The organism is Aeromonas sp. Marseille-Q5825 (assembly GCF_946892685.1).
Taxonomy (GTDB): Bacteria; Pseudomonadota; Gammaproteobacteria; order Enterobacterales; family Aeromonadaceae; genus Aeromonas; species Aeromonas rivipollensis.
In genome coordinates, this window is the sequence record NZ_CAMPOU010000001.1 from 1,365,603 (window position 1) to 1,379,095 (window position 13,493).

Sequence of the window (13,493 nt, forward strand, 5' to 3'; positions counted from 1 at the left end):
ATGAGGCAACTCAATATCCAGTGCAGAAGGGCGTGCGCCGAACGGCGACGAATTGACTCAAGGAAGGTGCCGCAATGGCATGGGAGAGACGAGCGATAAATAACCAGCGTCGGTTATTCCGAGGGCGTATGAATATCAACCAAAAATAACGTGCAGAGTCAGCATCAGCTGACCTGTCGATATTGTGCCTGGGCACGGGTCCTGGTCTGCATCCGGTTATTCATCACCTTGATCACCGCGAACCTTGGCAGGATCTTGCTGGCGGTCAGCACCAATTCCTCGGTCAGGTTCAGGCAGACGCTCGCCTGTTCCCCGGCCTCGATGACCATGAACTCTCCCCTGCCATGGGATGTCTGCATCCACACCAGGGAGCCCATATCCGGCGAGCAATGAGTCTGCTGTTCATGAAAGAACCAGCTTTGTGGCATCAGGGGTTTATAAAAGCGGCTGACGGCGATGGCATTGAGTACCAGCTGAACCTGATGGGGAACACTCCAGTCGAGTTCGGCGGCCTTGTCCATCAACTGATAATAGAGGGCGGCATCGTCGACACAAAAGGGCTGGGTCGTGAAGGAGCTGGGGACGAGTTGTCGTCCCTTATATTCGGTGGCGAATATCATGCGATCGGATAAATCCAGCATCAGACGATCATCCTGAGCATCGTAATGCCACTGCCAATTGTCATTGGGTTGGATACACATGGAGTTGCCCTTACTTAAGCCGTCCCTCGACTTTATTCCATGTCGAGAATTTGAGCAACTTTAAATAAGGGCAAGCGGTTATCTTTTAAATATGGGTAACTATCTCTTTGACCAGACTCGGGCCCTTATAAATAAAGCCACTGTAAATCTGGACCAGACTGGCACCCGCCGCCAATTTCTCCCGGGCAGCCATGGCGCTGTCAATACCGCCCACCCCAATAATAGGCAGGGCCCCATTGAGGGCCTTGGCCAGCTGGCGGATCACCTCTGTGCTCTTATGCTGGAGCGGACGGCCGCTGAGACCACCGGCTTCACCGGCATGGGGCATGTCATAAATCATGTCACGCTCCAGGGTGGTATTGGTGGCGATGACGCCATCGATCCCGTTTTTGATCAAGGAGGCGGCTACCTGATTAATTTCATCCAGGCTGAGGTCGGGGGCAATTTTAACGGCGAGGGGGACGTACTTCTTATATTGCGCGGCCAGCTCCTGCTGCCGAACCTTGAGGGCAGCCAGCAACTCATCGAGCGCCTCGCCATATTGCAGCGAACGCAGTCCCGGGGTGTTGGGAGAGGAGATATTGACGGCGATATAACCGGCATGATCATAAACCTTGTCCATGCAGATCAGATAATCGTCCTTGCCCTGCTCTATGGGGGTGTCCTTGTTCTTGCCGATATTGATGCCGATCACTCCCTGATATTTGGCCTCTTTCACCTTGGCCACCAGATGATCGACACCCTTGTTGTTGAATCCCATCCGGTTGATGATCCCTTCCGCCGGAATTACCCGGAACAACCGCGGCTTGTCATTTCCGCTCTGGGGCTTGGGGGTCACAGTGCCTACTTCAATAAAGCCGAACCCCATGGCACCAAATGCGTCGATACACTCCCCGTCTTTATCGAGGCCGGCAGCCAGTCCCACCGGATTGGCAAAATTAAGCCCCATGACAGTGACGGGGCGTTGGGGGAGTGAATGACGGAAGAAACAATCGAGCGGTGTACCGAGAAGGCGGGGCAAATACTTGATGGAGAGATCGTGTGCCTGTTCCGGATTGAGTTTGAACAGAAAATGCCTGGCGAGGGGGTACAGCATGTTTGCTCCTTAAAAAAGCCCCGGCAACTGGCCGGGGCTTTTGGGGTTATGCCGAGGTTCGGCAATTCAACTGGAGCAGGTTCAACTCTCGCAAGGCCACCGAGAACTTGGCGAACTCGTGAGTACTCGTGGTCTTGAAGTCGGCCAACATATGGGTCCAACGGGACAAGAGTTGCTCATGCTCCGAAATCCAGTCGGCCAGTATGGTAGCGCATTCCCCCTGCTCTTTGCACCCTTCCAGTACCACTGAGGTGAGGCTGCGTTGCTGCCAGTCCAGATCCTCGCGGAAGGAGGCCCTGGCCATCGCCTGCCAATGGTTGCCCACTGGCTGATGGTTGATCTGCTCGAGGAACCAGTGCAGATCCAGCTTGGCGCCGAGGCGGTAGTAGACGTTGGCGGCGCGCACTATGTCGGTCTTGTGCTCCGCGGCAATCTGCGCCAGATCCAGGCTGGAGAACAGGCTGCTCATGTGGGCGACCTGACGGGCGATGGCTTCCGGCACCTGTTTGGCCACCAGCTCCGCGACCTTCTGCTGATGCTCAGCCACTTCGCTCTCGTCCATCACCTCGTAGAGGTGCTCCCCCAGGGTCTCGAAGGCCGGACGGAAGAAGGCGATGTTCTCGCTGATGCTCCAGCTGCGGTTGCGGGCACGCAGGAACCAACGGGTGGCACGACGCACTATGCGGCGGCTGTAGAACATCAGCTCGAGCTGGGTGTTGGCATCCACCAGGTTGTCGCAACCCTCGATGTCGCGCCACAGGGTCCCCAGGCCGAACACCTCACGGGCCATGGCGAAGCAGCAAGCCACTTCGGCCACCGAGGCACCGGTTTCGTCCTTCATCCGGCTGGCGAAGTTGAGCCCCATGTCGTTGACCAGCATGTTGGCCACCCGGGTCGCGATGATTTCGCCGCGCAGCGGGTGCTGGGCCAGCTCGGCACCGAACTGCTGCTGCAACTGGGCCGGGAAGCTGGTGACCAGCATGTTGGCGAGGAAGGGCTCCTCGGTCACTTCCGGGCAGTTGAGCTGCTCTTTCAGTACCATCTTGCCGTAAGCCACCAGCACAGCTAGCTCGGGACGGGTCAGCCCCTGCCCTGCCGCCATCCGCTCGGAGAGCTCCTCGTCGGAGGGCAGGAACTCCAGCGCGCGGTCCAGCTTGCCTTCACGCTCCAGCCCCTGGATGAAACGCTGCTGCTCTTTCAACTGCTCGGCGCCACGGAAAGCGGTGACCGAGATGGACTGGGACTGGCGATAGGCGTTGGTGATGACGATCTGCGCCACATCATCGGTCATCTCGTACAGCATCTGGTTGCGCTGCTTGAGAGTCATGTCACCTGCGGCCACCAGCTGGTTCAGCAGTATCTTGATGTTGACCTCGTTGTCGGAGCAATCCACCCCGCCCACGTTGTCGGTAAAGTCGGTGTTGATGTGACCGCCCTGGCTGGCGTATTCCACCCGACCCAGCTGGGTGAAGCCCAGGTTGCCACCCTCGCCCACGATGCGGGCACGCAGGTCACGGCCATTGACCCGCAGCACGTCGTTGCTGCGATCCCCCACGTCGGCGTCGCTCTCGCGGGCGCTCTTCACGTAAGTGCCTATGCCGCCGTTCCAGAGCAGATCCACGTTGAGGCAGAGCAGCGCCTTGATCAGCTCGTTCGGGGCCATGCTGGCCTTGTCGGTGCCGAGCAGGGTCTGAATTTGCGGGCTCAGCTTGATGGACTTGGCGGAGCGCAGGAAGATGCCGCCCCCTACGGAGATGAGCTCCCGATTGTAGTCATCCCAGCTCGAGCCCGGCAGCTCGAACAGCCGCTGCCGCTCGACGAAGCTCTTGGCCGCATCGGGAGTCGGGTCGATGAAGATGTGCATGTGGTTGAAGGCGCCCACCAGCTGGGTGTGCTCGGAGAGCAGCATGCCGTTGCCGAACACGTCGCCAGCCATGTCACCTATCCCCACGCAGGTGAAGTCGGTGGTCTGGCAGTTGACGCCGATCTCGCGGAAGTGACGCTTGACCGACTCCCAGGCGCCGCGCGCCGTGATGCCCATCTTCTTGTGGTCATAACCGACCGAGCCGCCGGAGGCGAAGGCATCGCCGAGCCAGTGGCCATACTCCTGGCTTATCTCGTTGGCGATGTCGGAGAAGGTGGCGGTGCCCTTGTCGGCGGCCACGACCAGGTAGTAGTCATCCTCGTCGTGGCGTACCACGGATTTGGGCGGGATCACCTCCCCCTTGATGATGTTGTCGGTGACATCGAGCAGACCGCGAATAAAGAGGCGATAGCAGGCCTTGCCCTCTTCCTGGATGACGGCGCGGGGCGCCCCCACCGGCATCTGCTTGCAATAGAAGCCGCCCTTGGCGCCGACCGGCACTATGACGGTGTTCTTCACCTGCTGCGCCTTGACCAGACCCAACACCTCGGTGCGGAAGTCCTCCTTGCGATCGGACCAGCGCAGGCCGCCACGGGCCACCTTGCCCCAGCGCAGATGCACCCCTTCCACCCGCGGCGAGTAGACGAAGATCTCGAATTTGGGCAGCGGCAGCGGCATGTCGGTGATGCTGGCCGGGGCCAGCTTGAAGGAGATGTAGGGCTTGGCTTGACCCTCCTGATCCGGCTGGTAGTAGTTGGTGCGCAGGGTGGCGTCGATCATCTCCATGTAGCGGCGGATGATGCGATCGTCGTCCAGGTTCGCCACCTGATCCAGCTTGGCGGCGAGCTGCTCGTGCAGCTTGACCTGTACCTTGGCATCCTGCTTGATGGCGGGATTGAGGCGCTGTTCGAACAGGGTGAACAGCAGCTCTGCGATGTCGGGGTAACGGGTCAGGGTCTCCTCGATATAGGACTGGCTGAAGGAGACACCGGTCTGGCGCATGTATTTCGCATAGGCGCGCAGCACAGAGACCTGACGACCGGTGAGGCCGGCCCCCAGCACCAGACGGTTGAAGCCGTCATCTTCCAGGGTCTTGTTCCAGATGGCGGCGAAAGCCTGCTGGAAGCGCTGCTGGCTCTGGGCCAGATCGAATGGCTGGGTGCCGCGCAGCAGCATGGAGAAGTCGAGGATCCAGAAGATCTCGCCGCTCGGGGTGCGTACCTGGTACGGGGTCTCGCCGATGACGCGAAGCCCCATGTTTTCCAGCATGGGCAGCACGTCGGAGAGATGGATGGGCTCGGTGCGGTGGAACAGCTTGAGGCGCACCCGGCGATCGTTCTCTTCTTCCTGGGCGCGGTAGAACAGCATGCCCAGGGGCTCGGCTTCACTCAGGCCATCGAGGGCCATGATGTCGGCGACCGCAGAGCCCGGCAGCACGTCCTCTTTATAGGCGCGGGGGAAGGCGGTGCTGAAACGGCGGCGCAGCTCGTTGCCACGGGCCTCCCCATAATGGGAGAGCAGCACGGAATCCAGGCGGTCGTCCCAGCTGCGGGCCGCTTCAATCAGGTTGTTCTGTACTTCGTTCACATCCACATCCACGTTGTTGTTGTTGACCCGCACTATGTAGTGGGTCCGTGCCAGCACGCCCTCGGTGAAGTAGACGTTGAACTCCACCTCTTCGCTGCTGCCAAAATACTTCTGCAAAATCTGTTGGGTCTTGACTCGCAGCGCCGTGTTGTAGCGCTCCTTGGTGACATAGACCATGCAGGAGAAGAAGCGGCCGTAGACATCCCGGCGCACGAACAGGCGCAGCATGTCGCGCTCCTGCATCTCCAGCACGCCAAGACCTGTGGCCAGCAGCTCCTCTTCCCGGGCCTGGATCAACTCGTCGCGGGGATAGGTTTCCAGCACGTTTAGCAGCGCCTTGTAGGCGTGGGAACCCTTCTCGTGACCGGAGGCGGCCATGATGCGCTCGAGGCGATGGCTGATGAGGGGGATCTGGGTGGCGCTGGTGTTGTAGATGGAGGAGGCGTAGAGACCGATGAAGCGATCTTCCCCCACCACCTTGCCGTGTTCGTCGAAGCGCTTGATGCCGATGTAGTCCACATAGGCCGGGCGGTGTACCCGGGACTTGGAGTTGGACTTGGTGAGGATCAGCAAGTCAGAGCTCAGGGCCGCGTGACGGGCACTGGCGGGCATGTTGCCAAGGCGCTGCCCCTCGTCCTTGATGGAGTTCTTCATCAGGCCGAGGCTGGACTCTGGCAGCGGCAGGATCTCGTGATCCCCCTCCACCGCTTTCACGTCATAACGGCGATAGCCCATCAGGGTGAAGTTGTGGGCGGCGACCCACTTGAGGAAGGCCACACAAGAGTCGACCTCTGCCTGGCCGACCGGGTTCTTGCGCTTGGGCAGCTCCTCGATGATCTCGTTGAGGCGACCCAGCATGGGCTGCCAGTCCCCCACCGCCAGGGCCACTTCCCTTGCCACCGAGTTGAGCTCGGCGGTCAGGGCATCCATCTGTTCCTCATCCGTAAGATGATCGATCTCGATGAGGAAAGCGGTCTCGACCGAGGTCTGGGAGGCCGTGTTGTCCAGATCCAGGATGGCGCCTATCTTGCCATCGTTGCCGCGAATCAGGTGCAGCGGCTGGTGCAGCATCATGTGGGCCGTGATACCCCGGCGCTTGAGGGCCATGCGGATGGAGTCCACCAGGAAGGGAGAGTCCTGCAGGATGATCTCGACGATGGTATGGGGAGACTGCCATCCGTGGCGGGTCAGCTCGGGGTTGTAGACCCGGATATAGGGCTCTGTGCTGGTGCGCTGGTTGAGCGCATTCCACAGGCTGAGCGCCGCCCCGTAGAGATCGCTGTCATTGCGATCGTGCAGGTCGGTGCTCGCCATGTTGCCGTAGAACTTGGCGACGAAGCATTCGACCAGGGAGGCGCTGTTCTTGGGCAATTTCTGATGGATCAGGCTGAGAACGTTTTCGAGCAGAACTGAGGTAGGGGCGTCTTTCAATGCCATTGCTAGTTTCCTTATCGGACGACATCACAGACACGGCGACATCCACCCAGGATGCGCGCCGGTACAGAGTTGCTGCGAAGTGTAATGACTTGGATCGCGGAAGGCGAGCAAAGGTGATAACGGGATGTTAAAAACAAGGGGCAGATCACGGCTTGGGTTGTGATAAATTTTGCCAAGTCGCTAAAATTTAGAAAATCGCACTGGTTGTCAGTCGATTTACCGGATAGATAGTGACTTAAAGCAGATATTTACCCGGAATAATGTTCATGTTTTGTTAATTTATGCGTTTTGGGCTATCGGGGCGCTCATCGTCCTGCATTTGACACCGCAAGCAGGGGTATTCCCCTCTAGTAGGACGCTCACACGAGCGGTTCGACTACGGCAAGCTACCCTTTCGAGGCAAAGGCCACCGGGATGAACGGCGCGCTCTTGGATGGTGAGCGGCCCTCAGGAGATCCTCTCCAGGCGAACAAAGCGGTGATCCTCCTGGGTCACCAGCCGAAAGTGACCGTGCACCCCGTTGACGCTGACGAAGGAGCGGATCTTTTCCAGGCCCAACTCTATGGTCAACCCCTGTTCGGTGCGCACCACCAGGCGTCTGGCCTGGCCCTGGTACATCAGCATGATCTCGTCGCGGCCAAGGGCCAGTCGAAAGGTGTACTGCCTCATTCCCCCTCCTCTTGATGAAAAAACGGGCAGGAGAGCCTGGCTCCCCTGCCCGTGACCAGCACGCTTACTGCGCCAGCGCCTTGCTTACCTTCTCGAACAGATCCCGTGCCAGCCCCTCGAGGGTGGCCAGACGGGTCAGCTCGGCCCGGATCAGCGTCTTGCGCCCCTCATCCAGTCGCTTGAACTGGATGAGCGGCGTGATGAGGCGCGACGCCACCTGGGGATTGACCTCGTTGAGCGTGATCAAGAGATCGGTCAGGAAACGATAGCCGCTGCCATCCACCGCGTGGAACTGCACCTGGTTGTTCATGGCAAAGCTGCCGATCAGGGCCCGCAGCCGGTTCGGGTTGCGGATGCTGAAGGTAGGATGGGCCATCGCCTGCTTCACCTCATCCAGCACATCGGCGGCAGGCTTGCAGCCCACCAGGCGCAGCCAGTTGTCCAGCACCAGGCCGTCATGGGCCCACTTGCCTTCGAAGTCCGCCAGCAGCGCGCTGCGGCATGGCAGCAGATGGTTGTTTGCCACCTGCAACGCCGCCAGGGTGTCGGTCATGTTGTCGGCCGCGGCGTATTGCTCGCGCACCAGCACATCGGCCTGCTCCGCATCCAGTGCAGCCAGATAACCGAGCACCACGGCCTTGAGGGCGCGCTTGGCGGTGTCAGCATGGATCACCCTGTAGCCCGTCAGCCGCAGCCCCTCATAGGTGCTGGCCAACCGGGCACCAAAGGCGTGGGCCAGCGAGGTGTGGATCTCGTTGCGCACCCGATGGATGGCATCGATATCGGCCACTTCGAACAGCTCGGCCAGGGTCGCCTCACCGGGCAGCGCCAGGATCTCCGCCTTGAGGGCCAAATCCAGCTCGGCTTCGTCCAGAATGGCGACAAAGGCCGCCAGCAAGGTTGGGGAGAGCTCAACCCCCTGCCCTTGCTGCACCCGCGCCACCCCATCGATGACCGCCTTGTTGATCAGCATCTGGGCCGCATCCCAGCGGGCAAACTCGTTGCGGGCAAAGCGCATCAGGAAGGCCAGCGCCTCGTCGCTGTAGTCATAGTGCAGCTTGACCGGGGCGGAGAAGTCCCGCAGCAGGGAGGGAACCGGCTTGACCGGCACCCGATCGAAGACGAAGGTCTGCTCTGCTTCCAGCACGTCGAGCACGTTGCCGATGGCCTTGCCCTGGTATTGCAGCGCAATGGCGGCACCCTGCTCGTCATAGAGTTCGATGTCGAGGGGGATATGCAGCGGCAGTTTTTGCGGCTGATCCTGGGTCGGCGGGGTGTGCTGGCGCACGTGGAGGCGATAGACGCCGCTGGCGGCATCGTAGTCGTCGGTGACTGTCAGCTCGGGGGTGCCGGACTGGCTGTACCAGCGGCGGAAACGGCCGAGATCCACCCCGGAGGCATCTTCCATTGCCTGCACGAAGTCATCGCAGGTGGCGGCCGAGCCGTCGTGACGCTCGAAATAGAGCCGCATGCCGGCCTGGAAATTATTCTCACCCAGCAGGGTGTGCAGCATGCGGATCACTTCCGAGCCCTTCTCGTAGACGGTCAGGGTGTAGAAGTTGTTCATCTCGATCACCACATCCGGGCGGATGGGGTGGGCCATGGGGCCGGCATCTTCGGCAAACTGCGGGCCGCGCACTGTGCGCACGTTGTTGATGCGGTTGACCCCGCGCGAGCCCAGATCCGAGGAGAACTCCTGATCCCGGAACACCGTCAGCCCCTCTTTGAGGCTGAGCTGGAACCAGTCACGGCAGGTGACGCGGTTGCCGGTCCAGTTGTGGAAGTATTCGTGGGCGATGACCCGCTCTATGCCGTGGTAGTCGCCGTCGGTGGCGGTGGCCGGGTTGGCCAGCACGAACTTGGAGTTGAAGATGTTGAGCCCCTTGTTCTCCATGGCGCCCATGTTGAAGAAGTCCACCGCGACGATCATGTAGATGTCGAGGTCATACTCGAGGCCGAAACGCTGCTCGTCCCAGCGCATGGCGTTGATGAGGCTCTCCATGGCGAAACCGGCGCGATCGAGGTTCCCCTTGTCGACAAAGATCTCGAGGGCCACCTTGCGGCCGCTACGGGTAGCGTAGCTACCCCGCTCCACATCGAAGTCACCGGCCACCAGGGCAAACAGGTAGCTCGGCTTGGGGAAGGGATCCTGCCACTGCACGAAGTGGCGACCGCCGTCCAGCTCGCCGCTGTCGACCTTGTTGCCGTTGGAGAGCAGATAAGGGTATTTGGCCTTGTCGGCGGTGATCCGGGTGCTGTAACGGGCCAGGATGTCGGGGCGGTCCAGATAATAGGTGATGCGGCGAAAGCCCTCCGCTTCACACTGGGTGCAGTAGGCATCGCCGGACTTGTAGAGCCCCTCCAGCGCCGTGTTGGCGGCGGGATCCAGATCCGTGACTATGGTCAGCACGCACTCGGCGGGCAGGTTGAACAGGGTCAGGCTGCTCTCCCCCTGCTCGAACCGGGTGTAGGGGACACCGTCCACGCTGACGCAGTGCAAGACCAATCCTTCCCCATCCAGCACCAGGGGCTCGTTGTGCTCGCCGCTGCGGCGCAGCCGGGAGATGGCGGTCACCCGGGTCAGGGGCTCCTGCAGCTGAAAATCGAGATCGATGCTGTCGATCCAGTAGAGGGGCGCCTGGTAATCCTGGCGATACTTGGCCGTCATGGCCTGGGAGTGATCGGTCATTATTGTGTGCTTCCACGCGTTGTTATCAACGTGTCAGAGGCTGTCACAACGGTCCCGCAGGGTCAAATAGTTTGCATTCAGCCAAAAGAGAGGGCGACCTGAGTCGCCCTTGTATTCATGTGGATGTCACCCAGGACACTCAGCCCTTGCTGAGTTTCGCCAGATCCGCCGTGATGTTCGCGGCTTCGATCTGATACTCGTCGGGGGCCTCGAAATCGGCAGGCAGTTCATCCAGGCTCTTCACCGTCGGCTTGCCAAGGCGGGTCAGTCGCTCGTTGGCTCGCGCCAGCGCCTTCTCGTCCTGCTTGGCCTGATCCGCCAGTCGCTCGGCTTCGTTCAGGGAGACCGACTTCTTGTCCTTGTCCGCCTGATACTCCTTGATGTCCTGCATCACGTAGGCAAATTCAGGATCCTTGGCGATCCGCGCCTCATGAGCCGACTTCAACTTGGACAGCAGACCGGAGAAGTCCCCCAGCTTGTCGTAACTGGCCGAGGCTATCTTGTCCCAGGGCAGAGCGTTGAACTCCCGGCTCTCCCCGGTCTCGTCAGGCGAGACGGCGGTCGGGAAGTTGATGTCCGGCGCCACCCCCTTGTTCTGGGTGCTGCCGCCATCGATCCGGTAGAACTTGGCGATGGTGTACTGCACGTGACCCAGCGGCTGCTCGTAGAAGTCGTAGACCTTGGCGAGGCTGCGATGCTGCTGCACAGTGCCCTTGCCGAACGAGTTTTCACCGAGGATCAGGGCGCGGCCGTAATCCTGCATGGCGGCGGCAAAGATCTCGGAGGCCGAGGCGCTGTAGCGGTCGATCATCACCGACATGGGGCCGCCGTAGTAGACGTTGCCATCATCGTCGCCATTGACGGTGATACGACCCATGTGATCACGGATCTGCACCACGGGACCGCTGGCGAAGAAGAGACCGCTCAGGGCCGAGGCTTCCGTCAGGGCGCCGCCACCGTTGCCGCGCAGGTCGACGATGAGACCATCTATCTTCTGCTTGTTGAGGCTGGAGAGTTCCTTGATGACGTCGTCATGAAGATTGACATAGAAGCTCGGGATCTCGAGTACCCCTATCTTCTTGCCTTCGGCGTTGATCACCTTGGACTTGGCGGCCCTGTCTTCCAGGCGCACCTTGTCGCGGGTCAGCTCCACCAGTTCGGTCTTGGCGGTCGCGCCCTTGCCGCGCTGGATCTCCAGCTTCACCTTGCTGCCCTTGGGCCCCTTGATGAGTTCGACCACGTCGTCGAGACGCCAGCCGATCACATCGACAATCTTGCCATCGTCCTGCCCCACCCCGGTGATCTTGTCATCGGGTTTGAGGTGGTTGGACTTGGCCGCCGGGCCGCCGGGCACCAGGGAGCGGATGACGGTGAAGTCATCTTCCGCCTGCAGCACGGCACCTATGCCCTCCAGCGAGAGGTTCATCTCGGTGTTGAAGCGATCGGCGCTGCGCGGCGAGAGGTAGCTGGTGTGGGGCTCGATGGCACGGGCGAAGGAGTTCATGAAGAGCTGGAACACATCTTCGCTCTCGGTCTGGGACATCCGCTTGATAGCGTTGTTGTAACGCTTGCCAAGCAGCTCCTTGATCTCGGGCCACTCCTTGCCGCTGAGCTTGAGGCTCAGGGCATCGAACTTGACCCGTTGACGCCACAGCTCGTTGAGCTCGGCCTCGTCTTTGGGCCAGGGAGCCCCTTCCCGATCGAAGATGTAATTGTCAGGCTGGGTGAAATCCAGGGGAGTGTCGAGCAGTTTGAGGGCGTATTCGAACCGCTCGTAACGCCGCTGCTGACTCAGGTTGAACATCTCGTAGGCCGGAGCCAGACGCCCTCTCTCGAGGTCGGTGTCAAAACCGGTACGGTACTTTTCAAAACGGCTGATGTCAGAGGCCAGAAACAGGTTGCGGCTGTAGTCCAGATTCTCCAGATACTTGTCAAATATCACGGAGGAAAAGGCATCGTCCAACTTGAACTGTTTGTAGTGAGAGCGGGTAAACAGATTGGCAATTCGCTTGCTGGCCGTAGCATGTTGGCTCTCTTGAGCCAACACAGGCAAATCACTTTCCTTGAGCACCGGCTCGATGGCCTGCGCGAGCCCGGCAAGCGCCAGGCTACAGGCAACGAGGGAAAAACGAATCACGCCATGCTTCAACATTCGTCTCCTTAGAGAACCAGATGCTCGAACTTGACCCGCAACATCATGCCGGTCTGCAATTGAACCTGTACGTCATCCTTGGTCACTTCCTTGATGGTCGCAGGCAGGGGAGACTTGCCCAGCATGACGCGCACGCCTTGATCCACTTTCAGGGTGGCGGCATCCACCTTGACCAGGGGAGCATCGGCTACAGGCGCGGCCTTGGGGGCAGACTTGGGCTTGTCGGAGCGAGGAGCATCGGCCTTGCGCGGCGCGTTGCGGCGCGGCTGCTTGGGCTTGTCTTCCTTCTCCTTGGTGTTGGTGCGGCGGCTGGCAAAGACACGCTCTTTGCTCTCCTTGAGGGCCTGTTTGGCATGTTCGATGTGCTCTTCGGTCAGCAGCTCACCGGGGTTGCCATCCAGATCGACACGGGCCTGGCCAGCCTTGAGGCCATGCAGGTAACGCCAGCTGGAGGTGTATTGACGCAGAGCAGAGCGCAGCATGGTCTTGGAGACTCTCTCGTCATCAGCAAGACGCGCGGCCAGATCCTGGAAGATGCCAATCTTGAGTGGCTTGGCCTCTCCTTCAGCGATGAAGCAGGCCGGGAATTTCTCGACCAGGTAGGCAACGATCTCTTTACTGTTCTTCAGCTTTTCAGTGTTTTCCATGTATAACCTTGGCTTTCATATAGACGCACGGGCATGCCCGAACACAACAAAGGCCCTATTATAGAGAGCTTGGGACCTTTTGCGAACCATCTAGCAATGACTTAGAGCATGCTTTCCAAAATTTGCACCGTTTCTTCGAGGCCAATTCGGTCCTCCTGGTCGAAACGGTTAAAAATCGGACTATCCACGTCCAGCACCCCGATGATCTCACCACCGCGTCGCAGCGGAATCACGATTTCAGAATTGCTGGCGCCGTCGCAGGCGATGTGACCCGTGAACTGATGTACGTCGTCCACCAGCTGGGTCTTGCCCTCGGCCACCGCAGTGCCGCAGACGCCGCGGCCCACCGGAATGCGCACGCAGGCCGGCTTGCCCTGGAAGGGGCCGAGCACCAGGGTCTCCCCTTGCAACAGATAAAAACCGACCCAGTTGATGTCGGCCAGCTCCTGATTGAGCAGGGCAGACAGGTTCGCCAGGTTGGCAATCAGGTCGGGTTCACCCTCCAGCAGAGCCTGGGCCTGTTGGTTGAGGGTGCGATAAAATGCTTGTTTTTCAATCATGATTAAATGAACTTCACTCCTTGATAATGAATGCAAGGTACCGACCTGCCTGAAAAATTCAAATCAAATTTCACCTCTCCCCCCTCCTGGG

8 protein-coding genes are annotated in these 13,493 nt (G+C 60.0%); all 8 read right to left on the reverse strand.

All coding sequences use genetic code 11. From position 1 onward, the window contains the following. Positions 1–164: 164 nt before the first annotated feature. Complete coding sequence (locus tag OC537_RS06285; RefSeq protein WP_111910623.1) at positions 165–701, reverse strand: cell division protein ZapC; 537 nt, start codon at positions 699–701, stop codon at positions 165–167. Positions 702–786: 85 nt separating this feature from the next. Then, on the reverse strand, positions 787–1,797 hold the full coding sequence (gene pyrD, locus OC537_RS06290; protein ID WP_111910624.1) for a quinone-dependent dihydroorotate dehydrogenase: 1,011 nt from the start codon (positions 1,795–1,797) through the stop codon (positions 787–789). A 46-nt stretch (positions 1,798–1,843) separates the two neighbouring features. Beyond that, positions 1,844–6,685, reverse strand: coding sequence for an NAD-glutamate dehydrogenase (locus tag OC537_RS06295; RefSeq protein ID WP_262110384.1), 4,842 nt, complete (start codon positions 6,683–6,685; stop codon positions 1,844–1,846). A 447-nt stretch (positions 6,686–7,132) separates the two neighbouring features. Beyond that, the gene (locus OC537_RS06300) at positions 7,133–7,354 is read right to left on the reverse strand and encodes a DUF2835 family protein (protein ID WP_106886756.1); all 222 of its coding nucleotides are present in this window, start codon (positions 7,352–7,354) and stop codon (positions 7,133–7,135) included. Between the two features lie 64 nt (positions 7,355–7,418). After that, positions 7,419–10,043: an aminopeptidase N gene (gene pepN, locus OC537_RS06305; protein WP_262110387.1), complete on the reverse strand. Its 2,625-nt coding sequence runs from the start codon at positions 10,041–10,043 to the stop codon at positions 7,419–7,421. Between the two features lie 139 nt (positions 10,044–10,182). Beyond that, on the reverse strand, positions 10,183–12,195 hold the full coding sequence (gene prc, locus OC537_RS06310; RefSeq protein WP_106886754.1) for a carboxy terminal-processing peptidase: 2,013 nt from the start codon (positions 12,193–12,195) through the stop codon (positions 10,183–10,185). A gap of 8 nt (positions 12,196–12,203) precedes the next feature. Continuing rightward, positions 12,204–12,842, reverse strand: a complete 639-nt coding sequence (proQ, locus tag OC537_RS06315) for an RNA chaperone ProQ (protein ID WP_106886753.1) — start codon at positions 12,840–12,842, stop codon at positions 12,204–12,206. A 101-nt stretch (positions 12,843–12,943) separates the two neighbouring features. Further along, on the reverse strand, positions 12,944–13,402 hold the full coding sequence (locus OC537_RS06320; protein WP_005329612.1) for a GAF domain-containing protein: 459 nt from the start codon (positions 13,400–13,402) through the stop codon (positions 12,944–12,946). Between the last annotated feature and the right edge of the window lie 91 nt (positions 13,403–13,493).